A 19,036-nucleotide genomic window follows, 5' to 3' on the forward strand; every position below is an offset into this window, starting at 1 on the left:
TCTAATCGATTTTTAAAGGTGGGTTATCTTTGTGGGAAGAAAAATTGTCTTAGTAGCCATATATGCGTAGTTTGGTTGTCGCATATTAGGTAGGTTTGGGTATATAATCTGCATCCGAAAAGGTGTTGTGAGGCATAGCTAAGTATCGCTTCTTCAATAACACACTAAAGTATTTAAGGTAACCAAATGAATTTAAAGCAAGAACTGCAAACATTAAATGACAAATTAGATAAGTTTCGTCGCAAATTAGCCGCGGCAGAACAGCGTGGTGATGCCACGGTTGTCATGCAGTTTAAGAAAGAAATTGCCACTGTCACTAAACGTATTGCCAGTGTAAAAGGTCAGCAAACTCGCGAGTTAAGCAAAGAGAGTGTTGCATTAAAAGCGCTTGGTTTTAAGCGTGCAATCACAAAAGCAGAACAGGCTGACATGGGTAAGTTGACTAAATCGGTTAAAGGTTTAGTTGTTGTGCACCCTTTAACGGCTCTTGGTCGTGAAATGGGCATTAAAGAAGTCACAGGCTTTGCTCCTACTCAGTTTTAATATTTTCTTTTACAGTTAGTTGTCGTAAGGTTAATTCATGTCGATAAAATATATCGCAACATCTAAATTACCCACTCCTTGGGGAGTGTTTGACATGCATGGTTTTGAAGAAACCGCTACAGGTAAAGAACATGTTGCGTTGACATTTGGTCAGCTTGATCCCACACAAGCGATGTTAGGTCGTATTCACTCAGAATGTTTAACGGGTGATGCTTTATTTAGTTTGCGTTGTGACTGTGGTTTCCAATTACAATCAGCGATGCAATCCATTGCCGAGAAAGGCCAGGGTTTTTTGTTGTATTTGCGTCAAGAAGGTCGTGGTATTGGCTTATTAAATAAAATCCGTGCTTATGAACTACAAGACGGCGGTGCTAACACGGTTGAAGCCAATGAACGTTTAGGCTTTGAAGCCGACATGCGTAAATACGACATGATAGCGCCTATGCTTAAACAAATTGGCGTAGAAAAAGTCAGCTTAATGACAAACAACCCTCGTAAAGTGATGGCCATGCAAAATGTGGGCATTGAAGTGGTTGAGCGTATACCATTGCAAGTGGGCAAAAACCGTTATAATGAGTCATATTTAAAAACCAAGTCTACTGAGCTTGGCCATATGATGTCTGAACATCATTTCAACGATGAATAGGAAAAACGAACCGTAATCTTATGGCAATGAAACCCGAGCGTCATCTTTGGCTTTTGGATTTATCACCATCGACTCAATCAAGGTTTTCTTTTTTGGCACCAAACCGCCTCGTTTTATCAGTCTGCGCTTTCATCGGCTATAGCATAAGTTGTCATGTGTTAGCCGATGAGCTCATCAGTTCAGAACCCGACGCTTCCCATTATGCGTTTGCTAATTATCTTGGCAGTGGTGTTTATCGTACGTCAGGCCAAAGTGCTGCCGTGGTTAATGTCCCTTTAGGCTTTGATTTAGAAGGGTCCGACAGCCATCTTCTTAAGTTTCGCTTATCGACTTCGTTTGGTTTTTTTGACTACTCTTTTAACGACTTGCCTGGTGGCAGTTTGCCTAAAAGTGTTGGTACACTGACCGTGACTCCCGGCATTGAATATCATTGGCTGGTGGACGAGAAATTGACTCTGGAGTCGTATTTTGATCTCGGGTATGGGCATAATTTCTCTACACACAGCCATGTGGGTATTTACTCAACAGGGCTGTCGAGTTTGTACCGCTTTGGCCCTGCGGAGTATAACCCTGTGTGGGTTAACCGCATTTATTATGCTGGATATAAAAGCAATCAAAATGACGGCACCGAAGGCTACTCAGTATTAAAAACCGGTGTAGATGTTGGGGTTAATTACGGTTGGCAGTGGGATGATATTTGGGTTGAGCCTCGGGTGTTTGTTGCAGGCCATTGGTATTTTAATCAATTAAAATTTGTGACACCCGTCGGCGAAGATGTGCTGACATCCTACACCTACGAAATAGGCACAACGTTGGCTTTTTCTAAACCGTTAACCTTTGCGGCCATTGGCCTAGACAGTGTCGAAATTGATCATTTTGGTTTGAGTTATCAAGTTGGCGGCGGGCTTAAAGTGTGGCGCTTAATATTTGGGTTTCCACTGTAAAGTAAGTGCTATTAATCAAACTGTGTTATTTCTATCCAAAAAGTGCTGAATTATTAGCACTTTTTGTCTAAGTTTTACCGATCAGGATAAAAAAATTATCAGAGATTGTTGAGTTGTCACATAATTAATGGAAATGGTATTAACCTTTGCCCCAAATATCAGCATTGACGGGCTTGGTCGGTTCAGCTGTTTTCGCTGAGGCTGATTTGTTAACTGGTTTAGATGTTTTTACGCCATGTTGAACCTTGATGGCGGGTTTGCGTGTGTCATCTTTTGGTGGTGGAAGTGGTAACTTATTCGTTTTAAGGTACAAGTATTCAACTTTGTCACGCGCCCAAGGTGTTTTTCGTAAAAACTTCAAGCTTGATTTAACACTTGGGTTATCTTTAAAACACATAATGTTGATTCTAGACGCTAATTCTTCCCAACCATATTTTTCAACCAGTTGGGTGACGATAGTTTCTAGCTTTATGCCGTGAAGTGGGTTATTTGCTTGTGTCATGGACCGTGCGTGCTCAATAAATTTGTCACTATTATACCCACATTAATGGCAAAGAGATATCAACACAAAACGGCAGCCAAGGCTGCCGTTTGTCATGAGAGGGAGAAAGTTATTGTTCGTTAGCTAAGGTGATGTTGTCTTCATCATCTGAATCAATATCGCCTTTACCTTTAGTTTTAATGATAATCAGCGCTGCAATTATTACTGTTGTGACAATACCGGCAAGGGTAGAAACGGTCATAGGCAAGCCTGCACCCAATGTAGATGAGTTCAGCATAAAGCTAATCACAACACAGGTCATAAACATCGCGGGTACAGAACAAATCCAGTGGAATTTATTATGCCGAAGTAAGTAGGCAGCTGCTGTCCATAGCATCAATACTGCTGTGGTTTGGTTTGCAACACCAAAATAGCGCCAGATAATACCGAAATCGACTTGAGTTAATACTGCACCGATTGCAAATAAAGGTAGAGCCAGCAAGAGGCGCTTTGGTAATTCAACTTGTTTGATGTTGAAGAACTCAGCCAAGATTAAACGAGCAGAGCGAAACGCGGTGTCACCAGATGTGATTGGAAGCACAATGACACCAAGAATAGCCAAGAAACCACCAAATGCACCAAGCAATCCGTTAGATGCTTCATAGACGACGTTAGCTGGGTTGCCTGCCATACCAGCATTAAGCCCTTCAACACCGCCAAAGAATGATAAAGCAATGGCACACCAAATCAACGCGATAACACCTTCACCAATCATGGCACCAAAAAACACAAAGCGACCATTTGATTCGTTTTCAACACAACGAGCCATTAATGGAGATTGGGTTGCGTGGAACCCTGATACTGCACCACATGCAATCGTAATAAATAGTGCAGGCCATAATGGCATGTCGTTAGGGTTAAGGTTAGTAAAGAAGTCACCCATTTCAAAGCCAGGTAACATAGTATGCTCAGATGACAGCATCAACGCGACAGTCAATCCAAGTGACATAAAGACTAAAAGTGCGCCAAAAAATGGGTAAAAACGACCGATGATTTTGTCGATTGGCACAATTGTGGCCACTAGGTAATAAACAAAAATAATGCCAACAAAGATGGCAACATCAAAGCCAGTCAACTTGCTTAGAAGACCTGCAGGTGCAGAGATAAATACCACGCCAACAAGTAATAGTAAGATAATGGCAAACAAATTCATAAAGTGTTTGGCATTTTTACCCAGGTATTTACCGGCTAAGTTAGGTACCGATTGCCCATGGTTACGAACCGATAGCATACCTGAGAAGTAATCGTGGACGGCACCAGCAAATATACAACCCAATACAATCCATAACATGGCAGCAGGACCATACAAAGCACCTAAGATTGGGCCAAAAATAGGACCCACACCAGCAATGTTTAACAATTGAATTAGATACACTTTACTCTTTGACATTGGCACGTAATCGACGCCATCAGTTTGAGTAAATGCAGGTGTTTTTCTTTGGGTGTTGATGCCGAATACTTTTTCGACAAAGGCCCCATAAATAAAATACCCACCGATGAGTAAGCCAACACAGAGTAGAAACCAAGTCATTTTTATATCTCCCCTTTTATTTAGTATCACAATTGTAAAGTGTTTAGGCGATTTAAAGGGGAGCATTGCAGTGACAGGTAGAATTGACTGCTTAAGCGGCAAATAGTGGGGATGAAATGTGTGGCTAGTTAAAAAGCGTGCGTTGCATCACTTAATTATATTGTCTATTGAAATCCAAGTAACTGTTTGAGCTCTTTAAGATAACGGCGTGATACCGGTACGTGAGTGCCACTGTGTGTTGTGACTTCAGCGCCAGTGTCGGTGATTTCTATTTCAGATATGGCGTTTGGCGACAACAGGTATTGTTTATGACAACGAAATAACGGCGTTTTTTCCTCAAGGGCTTTTAGCGTGAGCTGGGTGTGGGAAAACCCTTTACTTGAATGCACATGAATACCGCCCATATCACTCACAATAAATTCAACATCGGCAGTAGCGATAACTTTGAGTTTATTGCCTGTGTAGCACGGCAAGTGAGTGAGTTGGCTAGGTAATATATGTGTTATTGATTGTGGCGCCATATTACTGCGCACTTTATCTAGAGTTTGATTAAAACGATTTTCATCAATCGGTTTTAACAAATAGTCGAATGCATTGTTATCAAACGCTTTTACGGCGTATTCATCAAAAGCGGTAATAAATACGATTCGCGGCATTTGCTCTGGGTTTAACATGGCTATTAATTCCATGCCGCTGATCCTGGGCATTTGAATATCCACGAAAATTAAGTCCGGCTTTTGCTGGTTTATTTGCTGCAGAGCTTCGATGGCATTACCGCATTGGCCTAGCACGTTAAAGTCTGGATGTTTCTCGAGTAGGTAGGCCACTTCTTGGCGGGCAAATGGCTCATCATCAATAATTAAACACCGGATCATAATGTGCTCTTTTCAAGTGGGATACGAACCTGTACACACGTAAATTCTTCATCTTGGCTTGTGACTGTTATTCCATATTGTGTCCCAAACAGATTTTGTAGGCGCTTGTGTACTAAGTTCATCCCTAGACCTTCAGTATTGGATGCAGGGCTATACAGTCCTGCATTGTCGATGACTTTTAGGAGTAAATCATTGCCATCTGTGTTTGCTTCAACGTTAATTATTCCTGCTTCAAGCATGCGAGATGTTCCATGTTTTACTGCATTTTCAATTAATGGTTGCAGGGTAAAAGCGGGCATTTTGTGATGGTGATATACCTTGGGTATAGTAATACTTACCTTGAGTTTATCGATAAACCTTGCATGTTCAATGGCGAGATATGCATCAATGTGTTCGAGTTCATCGGCTAGGGTGACAAGTCCTGTTGTGCGTGTGAGGTTAATCCTTAAAAATTGTGACAATTGTTGTAGTAACTTTTTCGCCATTTTGGGATCACGATTAATAATGGCACTGATGGTATTTAAGGCATTGAATAAAAAATGAGGGTTGACTTGGGCTTGGAGTAACTTAATTTCTGCCTGCATTAACAGGCTTTTTTGTTGTTCAAAGCGTCCATATAGGATCTGATTTGATAATAATCTTGCTATACCTTCACCTAGGGTACGATTGATATTTAAAAACAGTTTGTTTTTAGGTTCGTATAACTTAATGGTACCTACCACTTCATCATTACTGCGCAGTGGAATGACCAAACTTGACCCCAAATTACAGTGTTTTGAAATTGAACAGGCATAAGTTGTGTCAACGCCATCGGCAAACATCACCTTATTTTGCGATATAGCATCTAAGGTGATCTTAGAAGAAATCGGGGTATTGGGAAGGTGGTGGTCTGCGCCAGTACCGATAAAGGCTAATAGTTTGTGTCGGTCTGTAATCGCGACAGCGCCTACGCGGGTTTCTTCTATGATTATTTTTGCCACTTTTTGGCTCGATTCTTCATTAAACCCTTTCGATAAAATGCCAACACTGCGCTCGGCAATTTTTAAGGCATTGGTTGAAAAGCTCGAGGACAGCTTATCGAACATGGTTTTTTGATCGCGCACTATGCTCATAAACATGGCCGCGCCTAATGAGTTAATTAACAGCATGGGAGGGGCAATAACATAAACCAATGCCCATGCTTGCTCAAATGGCTTTGCAATCAATAAAATAAGGCTCATTTGCAGCAGTTCGGCCACAAATGTCACCATAAAAACCCAGGCAGGGTTGTATAAGGACTCTTCTTTTCCTGCCTTTTTTAAATAATAACTGTATAACCCGGCTAGCAGCCCTTCTAAGGTGGTTGAAATAGCACACGCGATATCGGTAAATCCGCCCATAGAATAACGGTGCAACCCACCGGTGAGGCCGACAAAAAAACCTGTCACTGGGCCACCAAGTAGCCCGCCTAGTACCGCACCCATTGCCCGTGTGTTGGCGATAGCGCCAGTGGTTTGTTCGCCAAAATAGGTGGCCATAATACAAAAAAGTGAAAACACCACGTAAATAAAAAATTTGTGGGGTAAGCGTTTTGAACTTTCAGCAAATAGCTTAAAGAGCGGTGTTTTACTGACTAAATAAACAATAACCAAATACACGCACATTTGTTGCGTGAGTAATAAAATCAACGACATGAGTTCTCTCAAGGTAGCCATATCGGTTAGGTATCCTAACCGTGGTTTTGTAATGCTGCTAATTTAGCAGGCGTGAATAATATTAAGGGATATGGCGTGTGGTTAACGTGACGACTTACTCAATATGGTTAATTGGGCTGTGTCTTGTTGCTGATAAAATTCATCTATCAGTAATCGGAGGATTTTTGATTTGGCAACTTTAGTGGTTTTTGCGATTTCGTCGAGTTGAGCAATGCTTTTTTCGGTGAGTGTAAATGTGGCATGGCGATAAATTTTGGTGCTCTTTTTATCGAGCCCCTTTAGAAATTGTGCTGTAGTTTGGCTGGGCGCAGTTTGTCCAGATGATTTACCTAATGCATAGTTGTTAGCATCTTCAATAAAATCATCTACAGACACCTTTTTACGAGGGTCATTTGGTTTTTTGCGTTTAAGATCAGTTAAACTCATAGCGATTTTCTGGTGGTATAGCAAAAAGCTCATCAGCAATTGAGCGGATTTCCTCAGCGGCTTTGCCATCGGGTTCGATTTCAAGCACTGATGAACCGCTTTCTTCACTGTCATCATAAATATTACGGCTAAAGGTGACTGAATCTAGTGCTCGCAAACCAAATGATTGCACGACTTCTTTGGCTTCTAAAATACGTTTAACTTGTGAGGGCAGTGCAGGGCATTGAGTGATGACAATTGTGGCCACCATCTTGGGGTTAACCATTTTACAGGTGCTGAGCATGTCTTCCATGTGTGGTAAGGTTTTTAAATCTCGACGTTTTGGCCTTAATGGAATCACAACATACGTTGCAACAGACATTGCTGCCCGCATCGCTAGGTTGTCTTGGCCACCACAATCAACAATGACATAGTCGAAACGCTCGTCAAGACTTAATAAATCATTACGAATTTTACCGTACAGTTGAATGCAGTTAATGGCTTTGAGGCTAGGGTCATTGTTGCGAGCTTGGATCCAGTCAGAGGTTGTACGCTGTGGATCACAATCTACCATGAGTACATTAGCATCAAACTTTTGAGTGATATAAACCGCAAGATTTTGGGCTAAACAGCTTTTACCACTGCCGCCTTTTTCTCCACCAACAAGCAATATCATGTCTGGGTCCTCTCAGGTTTAAGCTTAAGTAACATAGCCAATCAGTGATGTACTTTTTATGAGTATAGAGCAGCCCCGTAAGACTGCATAACATATTCAATAAATTAAATTAATTGAAGTGCTACATGGTAACTATGGGGCGAGCATTCTGTACACCGACATACTTGCCCTTTAATAGTGTTTTGCTTTGGTGTGTTTTCGTTGAAGGTAATTGCGATTAAGTCACCTACTTTAAAGGCAGATTTATAATCCAATAAAACCCCTTTTCGGGCTAAGTCGATACAAATACCATAATCCTGGCAAGACTCACCTTGAGCGCTTATCCAATCTAAACGTATGCGCTCAGCTTCCATATCGACTCGAAGTGAACCACGTTTTTCGTCAAATCCTGTTGGCTCTTGGCCCATGTTGTCGCTCCTTGAAAATCAAAACACTAATAATGGCTATTTTTGCAGCTTGCTACTACTCATTCTATTGTTTGCTTCAGTCTATTACTTGCTACTGTTGCTACTAATTGCTTGCTACTGTTGCTACTAAGAGTCTATTGCTTGCTACTATTAATCTTATTGTTAGCACAATTACTTGGTTAAGCAAGGGCTAAGGTGAAGTTAATATGGTTTCGACTCGGTGGTAATCACGTGATGTTAATTGTCGTAATCTTGATTTTTCGGGTAAGGCATTTTTAACTGACCCCATCGAATCACAATAACGGTACACGCTAATAAGATAGTAGATAACGATATGGCCAAAATACGCCAATCTTCCATGCCTTTCATGTCTAAAATTAGGTATCGCGCTAATGCCACAATGGCAATGTACAGTGGCATGCGGATTGGCAGTTTGCCTGACTCAATGTAGTTAACTACCATGGCGAGCACTTCAAGATAAATAAACAGCAAGAGTAAGTCGGCTAATTCAACGGTGCGAATATGGATCATATGAAGGATTTCTTCGCCGATGGCAAATAAGGTAGCTAGAGCAATAATAAAGAGGACTAAATGTTCAATGCTCTTTAAGGATTTAATGCTTAAGTCTTTAGCTTTATATAATGGCATAGTTGATATCTGTCAGTTGATGAAGCAACATTATCGGTGACTTAAGCTCATTTGCACAGTGATCAAGTTCAACTTTAGTTTATTTCAGAGATAAAAAAAACGCGAAGGGCATAAAGCCATTCGCGGTTTTTAATTCTGTTTTGTCCAGGAGATATAAGCTTAGCGCTTTAACCCTTCGTTTAGTAACGGACGCATGGTTTTAACAAGCTGCGTGGTCACTTTTGGACTACCTGCAACAATATTACCCGATGCCATGTAGTTATGTGCACCCATAAAATCGGTTACAGTACCGCCAGCTTCACGACAAATTAAGTCGCCTGCTGCGATGTCCCATGGCTTAAGGCCAATTTCAAAGAAGCCATCTAAACGGCCAGCAGCAACGTAAGCAAGGTCTAACGCGGCAGAACCTGTACGACGTAAATCTGAACACATTGGGAAAACTTCAGCCAAAATAGCCATGTAGCTTTCGGTATGTTGACGCGCCTTGAAAGGGAATCCAGTACCAATAATGGTATTGCTAAGGTCGTTAACGTTAGTCACACGGATCCGGAAGTCATTGAGTTTTGCGCCTTTACCGCGCACAGCAGAAAACAACTCTTCACGAACCGGGTCGTAAACTACAGCAACTTCAATTTTGCCTTTATATTGAACTGCGATAGAAACCGCAAAGTGAGGGATACCACGAACGAAGTTGTTGGTGCCATCCAAAGGATCTACTATCCAAATGTAATCTTTATTGTCGCCACGGTTTTCACCGCTTTCTTCGCCCACAATCGTATGATCGGGGTAAGATTTACGAATTTGATAAGTAATAGTTGCTTCTGCTTCCTTGTCTACACTAGTCACAAAATCATTAATACCTTTACTACTAACCTCAACACGGTCAAGTTCAGTATAGGCGCGCATAATAGTTTGGCCCGCAGCGCGTGCAGCGCGCGTGGCAATAGTCAGCATCGGATGCATTGCAATCCCCTGGATGTTAAAGAACGAGTAAAATAGCGCCAGCATTATACTTAATTTAACGATTATATCAAATGCAGATTTTCATATAACGTAATAAACAACGACTGTGTTAAGATACGAGCAATATTTTTTGTTAAAAGAAAGTCGTAAATGCTCAGTAATATTCGTGTTGTTTTAGTTGGAACATCTCATCCTGGTAATATTGGCTCTACTGCCAGAGCAATGAAAACCATGGGCTTATCAAATTTATACCTTGCGGAGCCGCGCGTTGAGCCTGATGGTCAATCAATTGCGCTTGCTGCAGGTGCCTCAGAGATATTAAAAAACCTTACCACAGTTGACTCATTGCAAGATGCTATCGCAGATTGCAGCTTAGTGATTGCCACTAGTGCACGTAGCCGTACTTTAGATTGGCCAATGCTTGACCCAAGAGAGGCTGGTCAAAAGCTCACTCAAGAGTGTTTAAATGGTCCTGTTGCCATTGTGTTTGGTCGTGAGAATCATGGTTTAAGCAATGAAGAGCTACAGCAGTGTACTTATCATGTCGCGATACCTGCTAATCCAGAATACAGCTCGTTAAACCTAGCGCAAGCAGTACAGATTATTTGTTATGAAACCCGTGTGGCGCATTTAGCTCAAACTGAAGCGCCAGTCGTGACCGAGGAATACCCGTTAACCGTTGAACTCGAACGATTTTTTGTGCATCTAGAGTCAACCTTGTCTAAAACCGGGTTTGTGATAAAAAATCATCCAGGTCAAGTGATGACCAAGCTTCGCCGTTTATTTACTCGTGCGCGTATTGAATCGCAAGAAATGAATATATTGCGAGGCATTTTGAGTTCTGTTGATAAAAAAATGGACCAACAAGATTAATCCCTAAGGAATACACCATGGGCGTTATTGCTAGAATTAAAGAAGATATCGAATCGATTTATCATCGCGATCCTGCTGCAAACAGTACCCTTGAGATTTTATTTAACTACCCGGGTATGCATGCCATTTGGATCCATCGTGTGAGTCATAAATTGTGGTTGGCTAAATGGCATTTTACTGCACGTTGTTTATCGACGTTTTCGCGTTGGTTAACCGGTGTTGAAATTCATCCTGGAGCCACGATAGGACGACGCTTTTTTATTGACCATGGTATGGGGGTCGTTATTGGTGAAACCGCCGAAATTGGCGATGATTGCACGCTGTATCACAGTGTGACTTTAGGTGGTACCACCTGGCAAGCGGGTAAACGCCATCCAACATTGGGCAATAATGTGGTGATTGGTGCTGGCGCTAAAGTATTGGGCCCTATAACAATGCATGATGGTGCGCGAGTAGGTTCGAACTCAGTGGTAGTAAAAGATGTGGCAAGCGATCACACTGTAGTGGGGATCCCCGGTAGAGTGGTTGCATCACCCACTAACCAGTCAAAAGAAAAAAACGAGCGCCGCACCGAAATGGCCAAAAAGTATGGCTTTGATGCTTATGCTGTGTCGCCTGATAACCCAGACCCTGTAGCAAATGCCATTGGCCAAATGCTTGATCACATGCATTTAATGGACTCTAAAGTTCAGGAGTTATGCCAGGCGATTCAGCAAATGGGCGGTGATGTGTGTACTAAAAAGTTGCCAGAATTGAATGTAGATGCCTTTGATGAAGCTGAACGAAATGCTGCAAGTCATCGTAAACAAGAGATAGACCAATTTGACCCGAGCATTTGACGATTTCTAAGTCATTGTAGATTCAGGTCAAAAAAATGGCCGATATTGCGATTAATTACCTTATCGGCATTGAATCTTAGCGGATAAAAAGGTTAAATACCCCCGCGAAAAATGAAACCTTTTGTTATAAGAAATACCATAATACCTGAGTATTTTAGTAGGACTTATACTTGACTAATTTAGTCGGGTATGGTCAAATTACTGCATACTTTTTGGGAGCAGTACAAGTTATGAAACTTACATCAAAAGGTCGCTATGCAGTGACAGCTATGTTAGATGTTGCTATTCACTCAGCTGCAGGCCCAGTGCCGTTAGCCGATATTTCTGAAAGACAGGGTATTTCTTTGTCTTATCTTGAACAACTCTTCGCAAAGTTGCGTAAACATGGCCTAGTGTCGAGTGTTCGCGGACCGGGTGGTGGTTATCGTTTAGGCTTAGAAGCCGTCGATATTTCAGTGGGTATGGTCGTGCATGCCGTTGATGAATCTGTAGACGCCACTCGCTGTCAAGGACAAGGTAACTGCCAAAGTGGTACACGTTGCCTGACCCATTCTTTATGGGGCGACTTAAGTAAACAAATTTCTGAGTTTTTAGATGGTATTTCGCTTGCTGGCTTAATGCAAAAACGAGATGTTCAATTTATCTCGCTTAAGCAAGACGAAATGCAAAAGGAACATAGAGTGAGTTTGTAACTCTACTGTGTTGATTGATAAATAATTATTATTTGTACGTTGTATGTAGCCTCATCTGAGACTGCTAAGTACGGAGTGTGTTATGAAGCTTCCTATCTATTTAGATTATGCCGCAACAACCCCTGTAGATCCGCGTGTCGCAGAAAAAATGGTGCAACACATGACAATGGACGGTGTGTTTGGTAATCCAGCATCTCGTTCACATCGTTATGGTTGGCAAGCTGAAGAGGCGGTTGATGTTGCGCGTAATCAAGTTGCCGATTTAATTAATGCAGATCATCGTGAAATTGTATTTACCTCTGGCGCGACTGAATCAAGTAACCTTGCGATTAAAGGCATTGCTCATTTTTATCATAAAAAGGGCAAGCACATCATCACTAGCAAAACTGAGCATAAAGCGACATTAGATACTTGTCGTCAGTTAGAGCGTGAAGGTTATGAAGTCACCTACCTTGAGCCAGAAGCTAACGGCATTATTCCGATGGAACGTTTAGAAGCGGCCATGCGTGATGACACCATTTTAGTTAGCATTATGCATGTTAACAATGAAATTGGTGTGGTTCATGACATTAATGCCATCGGTGAGTTATGCCGTTCAAAAGGCATTTTCTTTCACATGGATGCTGCGCAAAGTGCCGGTAAATTACCTATCGATGTGCAAACCACAAAGGTTGATTTAATTTCGATTTCTGGCCATAAAATGTATGGTCCTAAAGGTATCGGTGCACTTTATGTTCGTCGTAAGCCTCGTATTCGTCTTGAATCGCAAATGCACGGTGGTGGACACGAGCGTGGTATGCGCAGTGGTACTTTAGCAACGCATCAAATTGTTGGTTTAGGTGAGGCTGCGGCTATCGCTAAACAAGACATGGCTGAAGACAGCGCACGTATCACCCGTTTACGCGACAAGTTATGGAACGGCATCAAGCACATTGAAGAAACCTATATCAATGGTGATATGGACCAACGCTACAGCGGTATCTTTAACGTAAGCTTCAACTTTGTTGAAGGTGAATCACTAATGATGGCGTTAAAAGACCTGGCCGTTTCTTCAGGTTCAGCTTGTACTTCAGCCAGTTTAGAACCGAGCTACGTTTTACGTGCTTTAGGGTTAAATGATGAAATGGCACACAGCTCAATTCGTTTCTCAATTGGTCGTTTTACTACCGATGAAGAAATTGAACATGCTATCAAAACGATAACTGAATCAATCGATAAGTTACGTGAAATGTCTCCTCTTTGGGAGATGTTCAAAGATGGTATTGATTTGAACCAAGTTCAATGGGCACATCATTAATCGTTTAACGACAAAGATTTAGGAGCAATATCATGGCTTATAGCGAAAAAGTAATCGATCATTATGAAAACCCACGTAACGTTGGTTCATTTGACAAAAACGATCCATCTGTAGTGACCGGCATGGTGGGAGCACCTGCGTGTGGCGATGTAATGAAACTGCAATTGAAAATCAGTGCAGATGGCATTATTGAAGATGCAAAATTTAAAACCTACGGTTGTGGTAGTGCGATTGCATCAAGTTCACTGGTAACCGAGTGGGTTAAAGGCAAAAGCGTTGACGAAGCAGCAACCATCAAAAATGCTGATATTGCTGAAGAGTTAGCATTGCCACCGGTTAAAATTCATTGTTCAATTTTGGCAGAAGATGCCATTAAAGCGGCAATTGAAGAGTATAAAACCAAACAAGCTAAGTAATGCCTGGAGTATAGATGGCTATTTCAATGACACCTGCGGCGGCAGACCGAGTAAAATCGTTTCTTGCTAACCGTGGAAAAGGCTTAGGTTTACGCCTTGGATTGAGAACATCGGGTTGTTCAGGTATGGCATATGTCATTGAGTTTGTTGATGAACTCAATGACGATGATGAAGTTTATACTATCGATGGTGTCAATATCATCATCGATGCTAAAAGCTTTATTTATCTGCAAGGTATTGAACTGGATTTTGTTAAAGAAGGCCTAAATGAAGGTTTCCAGTTCAATAACCCGAATGCAAAAGGTGAATGTGGTTGCGGTGAGAGTTTTACCGTTTAACCCTTAACTTTTGCCGTTTTATCGAAACAGTAAGCATGATATCTGCCAATGAATTATTTCGATCTGTTCAATTTAGAACCTGCCTTTGATATCGACACCGCCTTACTTGCAGAGCGTTACCGCGAACTGCAAAGGGCGGTTCATCCTGATAAGTTTGCTAATGATTCTGAGCAACAGAAATTGTTGTCGGTTCAGCGGACCTCGCAAGTCAATGACGGTTATCAAACCTTAAAAAATCCTTTGCGCCGTGCAGAGCACATGTTGAGCTTACGGGGCATAGAATTAAGCCATGAAACCACAACACTTAAAGATGGTGCATTTTTAATGCAGCAAATGGAGTGGCGTGAAGCATTAGAAGATATTCAACATAGCCAAGAGCCCCAAGAGCTAGTTGATGAATTATATGACTCTTTTGCTGAATTCGAAGCGACGTTATCCAAAAAATTAACTTCATTGCTCGCATCAAGCGATGAGGCTGATGCATTATTAGCTGCAGATCAAATTCGAAAGTTAAAGTTTATGGCAAAATTGCAAGACGAGTTAGCCCGTATTGAAGATGACTTACTGGACTAGTTCGTTAGACTTACATTCAAATTTAATGATTAGCGCTGCTAGTCAATAACACAACAAGTTGGAACACTATGGCACTGTTGCAAATTGCAGAACCTGGCCAAAGCGCCGCACCACACCAGCATCGTTTGGCTGTGGGGATCGATCTTGGCACCACTAATTCATTAGTGGCAACAGTCAGAAGCGGACTGGCATCAACCTTAGCTGATGATAGCGGTCGTCACTCATTACCGTCAGTTGTGCATTACTCAGATGAGTTAGTTCAAGTTGGCTACGATGCTCAAGCTAAATCAGCGTTAGATCCGCAAAATACCATCGTTTCAGTGAAGCGTTTTATGGGTCGCAGCCTTGCTGATGTGCAATCAGGCGTGCATAAACTGCCTTACGATCTCCAGGCGAGTGAGAACGGTTTGCCTGTATTTAATACTCCAATGGGCCAAGTTAACCCTGTACAAGTGTCGGCAGAAATTTTAAAGCCATTAATCGCACGTGCAGAGTCAACCTTAGGCGGTGAGCTTCAAGGGATTGTGATTACCGTGCCGGCCTATTTTGATGACGCTCAACGTCAAGGCACAAAAGATGCCGCTGAATTACTTGGCGTTAAGGTGCTGCGCTTACTCAATGAGCCAACTGCCGCAGCGATTGCTTATGGATTAGATTCTAAGCAAGAGGGCGTGATTGCGATTTATGATCTCGGTGGTGGCACGTTTGATATTTCTGTACTTCGTTTAAATCGTGGCGTTTTTGAAGTGCTTGCAACCGGTGGTGATTCTGCGCTTGGCGGTGATGATTTTGACCATCTGTTGGTGAGTCATTTACAACAAGCATGGAATATTACCGAGCCTAATAATCAGTTAGCGCGTCAGTTACTCATCGAAGCACGCAGAGTAAAAGAAGCATTAACAGAAAATGACGTCGTTGATGCAAGTGTTGTGATGGATAATCAAACATTAACGACCTCAGTTGATAAGTCATTATTTAACGAACTGATTGGCGCGTTAGTGAAAAAGACCATTAGCAGTTGCCGCCGTACTTTGCGTGATGCTGGTGTGAGTGTTGACGAAGTGATTGAAACCGTCATGGTAGGCGGTTCAACTCGTGTGCCATTAGTACGCGAGCAAGTAGAAGCCTTCTTCAAAAAAGCACCACTGACCTCAATTGACCCAGATCGTGTTGTGGCCATTGGCGCGGCAATTCAAGCTGATATTTTGGTGGGTAACAAACCAGAATCTGACTTGTTATTGTTAGATGTTATTCCATTATCGCTTGGTATTGAAACCATGGGCGGATTGGTTGAAAAAGTCGTGACCCGTAATACCACAATCCCGGTTGCCCGTGCGCAAGAGTTTACCACGTTTAAAGACGGCCAAACGGCAATGGCATTTCATGTGGTACAGGGTGAGCGAGAGTTGGTTGAAGATTGCCGTTCACTCGCGCGGTTTACCCTACATGGTATTCCTGCGATGGCTGCTGGCGCTGCACATATTCGTGTAACCTTCCAGGTAGACGCCGATGGATTGCTCAGTGTCACAGCGATGGAAAAATCAACCGAAGTAAAAACCACTATTCAGGTTAAACCTTCTTTTGGTTTGTCTGACACTGAAATTGCCACCATGCTAAAAGATTCGATGAAGCATGCTAAAGATGACATTACTCGACGAATGCTTGCAGAGCAAAAAGTTGAAGCGGCGCGTGTGATTGAGTCATTAAATGCCGCATTAGGTAAAGATGGTGATTTACTTGATGAACAAGAGCGTAAACAGTTAACTGATGCGATTGCGTTACTTGACGCTACCGCACAACAAGACGATGTTGATGCCATTGAGAAAGCAATTGCTAGTCTTGATGAACAAACTCAAGATTTTGCGTCACGACGCATGGATAATTCTATTAGAGCGGCGCTAAAAGGGCAGTCGGTCGATAACATATAGGTGAAATAATGCCACAGTTAGTATTTTTACCCCATCAAGAGCTTTGTCCAGATGGCGCAGTACTTGAAGCAGAAGTTGGTGAGACCATTTTAAACGTTGCACTACGTAACGGTATTCACATAGAACACGCTTGTGAAAAGTCATGCGCTTGTACCACATGCCATGTAATTGTACGTGAAGGCTTTGACCAACTAGAAGAAAGCGATGAGCTTGAAGATGACATGCTAGATAAAGCATGGGGTTTAGAGCCTGAAAGCCGCTTGTCTTGCCAAGCTAAAGTGGTTGATTGTGACATGGTGATAGATATTCCTAAATACACCATTAACATGGTGAGCGAAGGCTAAACCATCGCCAGTTATTGTACAGTTTTAGTATAAAAATGAGAGTCAATCATCAAGATTGACTCTTTTTTTATTTCTGGTCATTCCTGTCATTGATTTTAAATAAACTCAGCGTATGATGCGCGAAAATTCCTTTTCTGGAGCACTCTGTGCGCATCGCAATACTGTCTCAAGGCCCGCAATTATATTCAACCCGTCGCTTAGTCGAGGCAGCTGTCGCCCGCGGACATGAAGTTAAAGTAATTAACCCATTAAAGTGTTACATGAACATCAACATGACTAAGCCTAGCATTCATATGGCGGGTAAAGATCTTGGCCATTTTGATGCCGTGATCCCACGTATTGGTGCATCTGTCACTTTTTATGGCTCTGCTGTGCTGCGTCAATTAGAGATGATGGGCGTTTATGCGGTAAATAGCTCAATTGGCATTGCGCGATCGCGTGATAAATTACGTTCTATGCAATTATTGTCTCGCAGAGGCATTGGTCTGCCTATTACTGGTTTTGCTAATAAACCAAGTGACATTCCTGATTTAATTGACATGGTTGGTGGTGCGCCGTTAGTGGTTAAATTACTTGAAGGCACACAGGGTATTGGCGTAGTGCTAGCTGAAACACGTAAAGCCGCAGAAAGCGTACTAGAAGCCTTTATGGGCCTTAAAGCTAACATTATGGTGCAAGAATATATTGCAGAAGCTCAAGGCGCGGATATTCGCTGTTTTGTATTAGGCGATAAGGTCATAGCCGCAATGAAACGTCAGGCTAAACCGGGGGAATTTCGCTCTAATTTACACCGTGGAGGTAGTGCGACCTTAGTTAAATTATCGCCTCAGGAGCGCTCAGTTGCATTACGTGCGGCTCGTACAATGGGCTTAAATGTTGCTGGCGTTGATTTATTACGCTCTAACCACGGGCCTGTCGTGATGGAAGTGAATTCATCGCCAGGGCTTGAGGGTATTGAAGCTGCGACACAAAAAGATGTTGCAGACGCCATTATTTGTTTTATTGAAAAAAATGCAGTTAAAACCAACAAACAAACTAACGAAATGGCAGTTTGTTAATATAAATGACCTAAATAAATGCTGAAATGTTATTGCCTATGCTGATAAGGCTAGGCATTTTCAGTTTAATTACGTATAATCCGCGCGAATTTTTTAAACTTGCTCACATTAAGGAAGCTAGTTATGGCGATCGAACGCACATTCTCAATTATTAAGCCAGATGCAGTTGCTAAAAACCACATCGGTGCAATCTACAACCGTTTTGAATCAGCTGGTCTAAAGATCATTGCTTCTAAAATGGTTCACCTTTCTAAAGAACAAGCTGAAGGTTTCTACGCTGAACACAGCGCACGTCCTTTCTTTGGTGCTTTAGTGTCTTTTATGACTTCTGGTCCAGTAATGGTTCAAGTGTTAGAAGGCGAAAATGCAGTACTAGCTAACCGCGAAATCATGGGTGCAACTAACCCAGCTGAAGCTGCTCGTGGTACTTTACGTGCTGACTACGCAGCAAGCATCGACGAAAACGCAGTTCACGGTTCTGATGCTGTTGAATCAGCAGCTCGTGAAATTGCTTACTTCTTCAGCGCTGAAGAAGTGTGCCCACGCACTCGTTAATCTTTGCTAGCAAGAACATCGAAAAGGAGCCCTAGGCTCCTTTTTTGTTTTTAATCTCTGCTCAGGTTTATCTACAGCGGTATAGGCACAAAATGCCTTCATTAGAACTGTTTAGGCTTCTGTTACACAAACTGAATTACAGTCTCCCAGTCAGTAACATCCTGCAAGCACTATGTAAATGCAATATTCAAATCTAATATCAACATGTTTATTCATGCTTATCTTTCAATATCTAATATCTAATATCTAG

At 42.1% G+C, this 19,036-nt stretch carries 23 protein-coding genes; 14 read left to right on the forward strand and 9 right to left on the reverse strand.

Annotated features, from left to right (window positions below; translation table 11 throughout):
• Positions 1–186: 186 nt before the first annotated feature.
• From K8B83_RS10745 to K8B83_RS10755, 3 genes are all read left to right on the forward strand, one after another.
• Entirely contained in the window at positions 187–543 is a 357-nt protein-coding gene (locus tag K8B83_RS10745; protein ID WP_188737541.1) for a YibL family ribosome-associated protein, read from the forward strand.
• A gap of 37 nt (positions 544–580) precedes the next feature.
• Entirely contained in the window at positions 581–1,189 is a 609-nt protein-coding gene (gene ribA, locus K8B83_RS10750; protein ID WP_188737543.1) for a GTP cyclohydrolase II, read from the forward strand.
• Positions 1,190–1,344: 155 nt separating this feature from the next.
• Entirely contained in the window at positions 1,345–2,133 is a 789-nt protein-coding gene (locus K8B83_RS10755; protein ID WP_223417167.1) for a hypothetical protein, read from the forward strand.
• Positions 2,134–2,272: 139 nt separating this feature from the next.
• Here K8B83_RS10755 and K8B83_RS10760 read toward each other — a convergent pair whose 3' ends face one another.
• The 9 genes from K8B83_RS10760 to suhB form a co-directional block, all read right to left on the reverse strand.
• On the reverse strand, positions 2,273–2,635 hold the full coding sequence (locus tag K8B83_RS10760; protein ID WP_188737546.1) for a VF530 family protein: 363 nt from the start codon (positions 2,633–2,635) through the stop codon (positions 2,273–2,275).
• A gap of 109 nt (positions 2,636–2,744) precedes the next feature.
• Positions 2,745–4,205: a carbon starvation CstA family protein gene (locus K8B83_RS10765; protein WP_188737549.1), complete on the reverse strand. Its 1,461-nt coding sequence runs from the start codon at positions 4,203–4,205 to the stop codon at positions 2,745–2,747.
• Positions 4,206–4,369: 164 nt separating this feature from the next.
• Positions 4,370–5,080: a two-component system response regulator BtsR gene (gene btsR / locus K8B83_RS10770; protein WP_188737551.1), complete on the reverse strand. Its 711-nt coding sequence runs from the start codon at positions 5,078–5,080 to the stop codon at positions 4,370–4,372.
• Positions 5,077–6,753 carry a sensor histidine kinase gene (locus tag K8B83_RS10775; RefSeq protein WP_188737553.1) on the reverse strand — a complete coding sequence of 559 codons (1,677 nt, stop codon included), beginning with the start codon at positions 6,751–6,753 and terminating at the stop codon, positions 5,077–5,079. The genes btsR and K8B83_RS10775 overlap by 4 nt, the downstream gene beginning before the upstream one ends.
• A gap of 102 nt (positions 6,754–6,855) precedes the next feature.
• Positions 6,856–7,200 (reverse strand): SPFH domain-containing protein, encoded by a 345-nt coding sequence (locus K8B83_RS10780; RefSeq protein WP_188737555.1) that lies wholly within the window; start codon positions 7,198–7,200, stop codon positions 6,856–6,858.
• Positions 7,187–7,855: an AAA family ATPase gene (locus K8B83_RS10785; RefSeq protein ID WP_188737557.1), complete on the reverse strand. Its 669-nt coding sequence runs from the start codon at positions 7,853–7,855 to the stop codon at positions 7,187–7,189. Before K8B83_RS10785 ends, K8B83_RS10780 begins: the two co-directional genes overlap by 14 nt.
• Before the next feature lie 104 nt (positions 7,856–7,959).
• Positions 7,960–8,262 (reverse strand): PilZ domain-containing protein, encoded by a 303-nt coding sequence (locus K8B83_RS10790; protein ID WP_188737560.1) that lies wholly within the window; start codon positions 8,260–8,262, stop codon positions 7,960–7,962.
• A gap of 237 nt (positions 8,263–8,499) precedes the next feature.
• Positions 8,500–8,910 (reverse strand): phosphate-starvation-inducible protein PsiE, encoded by a 411-nt coding sequence (locus K8B83_RS10795; RefSeq protein ID WP_188737563.1) that lies wholly within the window; start codon positions 8,908–8,910, stop codon positions 8,500–8,502.
• Between the two features lie 159 nt (positions 8,911–9,069).
• Positions 9,070–9,873, reverse strand: coding sequence for an inositol-1-monophosphatase (gene suhB / locus K8B83_RS10800; protein ID WP_188737565.1), 804 nt, complete (start codon positions 9,871–9,873; stop codon positions 9,070–9,072).
• Between the two features lie 150 nt (positions 9,874–10,023).
• On the opposite strand from suhB, the gene trmJ reads away from it, so the two are divergent.
• The 11 genes from trmJ (at position 10,024) to ndk (ending at position 18,786) form a co-directional block, all read left to right on the forward strand.
• Complete coding sequence (gene trmJ, locus K8B83_RS10805) at positions 10,024–10,746, forward strand: tRNA (cytosine(32)/uridine(32)-2'-O)-methyltransferase TrmJ (protein ID WP_188737567.1); 723 nt, start codon at positions 10,024–10,026, stop codon at positions 10,744–10,746.
• A 17-nt stretch (positions 10,747–10,763) separates the two neighbouring features.
• On the forward strand, positions 10,764–11,585 hold the full coding sequence (cysE, locus tag K8B83_RS10810; RefSeq protein ID WP_188737569.1) for a serine O-acetyltransferase: 822 nt from the start codon (positions 10,764–10,766) through the stop codon (positions 11,583–11,585).
• A gap of 230 nt (positions 11,586–11,815) precedes the next feature.
• Positions 11,816–12,277, forward strand: coding sequence for a Fe-S cluster assembly transcriptional regulator IscR (gene iscR / locus K8B83_RS10815; protein ID WP_160054303.1), 462 nt, complete (start codon positions 11,816–11,818; stop codon positions 12,275–12,277).
• A gap of 82 nt (positions 12,278–12,359) precedes the next feature.
• Positions 12,360–13,574, forward strand: a complete 1,215-nt coding sequence (locus K8B83_RS10820; protein WP_188737571.1) for an IscS subfamily cysteine desulfurase — start codon at positions 12,360–12,362, stop codon at positions 13,572–13,574.
• 32 nt (positions 13,575–13,606) lie between these two features.
• A complete protein-coding gene (gene iscU, locus K8B83_RS10825) occupies positions 13,607–13,990 on the forward strand; it encodes a Fe-S cluster assembly scaffold IscU (protein WP_188737573.1) in 384 nt (127 codons plus the stop codon).
• A gap of 14 nt (positions 13,991–14,004) precedes the next feature.
• Positions 14,005–14,328, forward strand: a complete 324-nt coding sequence (iscA, locus tag K8B83_RS10830) for an iron-sulfur cluster assembly protein IscA (protein WP_188737575.1) — start codon at positions 14,005–14,007, stop codon at positions 14,326–14,328.
• Positions 14,329–14,376: 48 nt separating this feature from the next.
• Positions 14,377–14,901 carry a co-chaperone HscB gene (hscB, locus tag K8B83_RS10835; protein WP_188737578.1) on the forward strand — a complete coding sequence of 175 codons (525 nt, stop codon included), beginning with the start codon at positions 14,377–14,379 and terminating at the stop codon, positions 14,899–14,901.
• A 68-nt stretch (positions 14,902–14,969) separates the two neighbouring features.
• Positions 14,970–16,829: a Fe-S protein assembly chaperone HscA gene (hscA, locus tag K8B83_RS10840; RefSeq protein WP_188737580.1), complete on the forward strand. Its 1,860-nt coding sequence runs from the start codon at positions 14,970–14,972 to the stop codon at positions 16,827–16,829.
• A gap of 8 nt (positions 16,830–16,837) precedes the next feature.
• The gene (gene fdx / locus K8B83_RS10845; RefSeq protein WP_188737582.1) at positions 16,838–17,173 is read left to right on the forward strand and encodes an ISC system 2Fe-2S type ferredoxin; all 336 of its coding nucleotides are present in this window, start codon (positions 16,838–16,840) and stop codon (positions 17,171–17,173) included.
• A 146-nt stretch (positions 17,174–17,319) separates the two neighbouring features.
• Complete coding sequence (rimK, locus tag K8B83_RS10850) at positions 17,320–18,231, forward strand: 30S ribosomal protein S6--L-glutamate ligase (protein ID WP_188737584.1); 912 nt, start codon at positions 17,320–17,322, stop codon at positions 18,229–18,231.
• Between the two features lie 123 nt (positions 18,232–18,354).
• Positions 18,355–18,786, forward strand: coding sequence for a nucleoside-diphosphate kinase (gene ndk / locus K8B83_RS10855; RefSeq protein WP_188737586.1), 432 nt, complete (start codon positions 18,355–18,357; stop codon positions 18,784–18,786).
• Positions 18,787–19,036 lie beyond the last annotated feature (250 nt).

Origin of the sequence: Shewanella inventionis (genome assembly GCF_019931735.1) — a bacterium.
GTDB lineage: Bacteria > Pseudomonadota > Gammaproteobacteria > Enterobacterales > Shewanellaceae > Shewanella > Shewanella inventionis.

Excerpts from the sequence above, each read along its gene's own strand:
- K8B83_RS10745 (WP_188737541.1), top strand. The coding sequence starts at position 187 with ATGAATTTAAAGCAAGAACTGCAAACATTAAATGACAAATTAGATAAG.
- ribA (WP_188737543.1), top strand. The coding sequence starts at position 581 with ATGTCGATAAAATATATCGCAACATCTAAATTACCCACTCCTTGGGGA.
- K8B83_RS10760 (WP_188737546.1), bottom strand. The coding sequence starts at position 2,635 with ATGACACAAGCAAATAACCCACTTCACGGCATAAAGCTAGAAACTATC.
- K8B83_RS10765 (WP_188737549.1), bottom strand. The coding sequence starts at position 4,205 with ATGACTTGGTTTCTACTCTGTGTTGGCTTACTCATCGGTGGGTATTTT.
- btsR (WP_188737551.1), bottom strand. The coding sequence starts at position 5,080 with ATGATCCGGTGTTTAATTATTGATGATGAGCCATTTGCCCGCCAAGAA.
- K8B83_RS10775 (WP_188737553.1), bottom strand. The coding sequence starts at position 6,753 with ATGTCGTTGATTTTATTACTCACGCAACAAATGTGCGTGTATTTGGTT.
- K8B83_RS10780 (WP_188737555.1), bottom strand. The coding sequence starts at position 7,200 with ATGAGTTTAACTGATCTTAAACGCAAAAAACCAAATGACCCTCGTAAA.
- K8B83_RS10785 (WP_188737557.1), bottom strand. The coding sequence starts at position 7,855 with ATGATATTGCTTGTTGGTGGAGAAAAAGGCGGCAGTGGTAAAAGCTGT.
- K8B83_RS10790 (WP_188737560.1), bottom strand. The coding sequence starts at position 8,262 with ATGGGCCAAGAGCCAACAGGATTTGACGAAAAACGTGGTTCACTTCGA.
- K8B83_RS10795 (WP_188737563.1), bottom strand. The coding sequence starts at position 8,910 with ATGCCATTATATAAAGCTAAAGACTTAAGCATTAAATCCTTAAAGAGC.
- suhB (WP_188737565.1), bottom strand. The coding sequence starts at position 9,873 with ATGCATCCGATGCTGACTATTGCCACGCGCGCTGCACGCGCTGCGGGC.
- trmJ (WP_188737567.1), top strand. The coding sequence starts at position 10,024 with ATGCTCAGTAATATTCGTGTTGTTTTAGTTGGAACATCTCATCCTGGT.
- cysE (WP_188737569.1), top strand. The coding sequence starts at position 10,764 with ATGGGCGTTATTGCTAGAATTAAAGAAGATATCGAATCGATTTATCAT.
- iscR (WP_160054303.1), top strand. The coding sequence starts at position 11,816 with ATGAAACTTACATCAAAAGGTCGCTATGCAGTGACAGCTATGTTAGAT.
- K8B83_RS10820 (WP_188737571.1), top strand. The coding sequence starts at position 12,360 with ATGAAGCTTCCTATCTATTTAGATTATGCCGCAACAACCCCTGTAGAT.
- iscU (WP_188737573.1), top strand. The coding sequence starts at position 13,607 with ATGGCTTATAGCGAAAAAGTAATCGATCATTATGAAAACCCACGTAAC.
- iscA (WP_188737575.1), top strand. The coding sequence starts at position 14,005 with ATGGCTATTTCAATGACACCTGCGGCGGCAGACCGAGTAAAATCGTTT.
- hscB (WP_188737578.1), top strand. The coding sequence starts at position 14,377 with ATGAATTATTTCGATCTGTTCAATTTAGAACCTGCCTTTGATATCGAC.
- hscA (WP_188737580.1), top strand. The coding sequence starts at position 14,970 with ATGGCACTGTTGCAAATTGCAGAACCTGGCCAAAGCGCCGCACCACAC.
- fdx (WP_188737582.1), top strand. The coding sequence starts at position 16,838 with ATGCCACAGTTAGTATTTTTACCCCATCAAGAGCTTTGTCCAGATGGC.
- ndk (WP_188737586.1), top strand. The coding sequence starts at position 18,355 with ATGGCGATCGAACGCACATTCTCAATTATTAAGCCAGATGCAGTTGCT.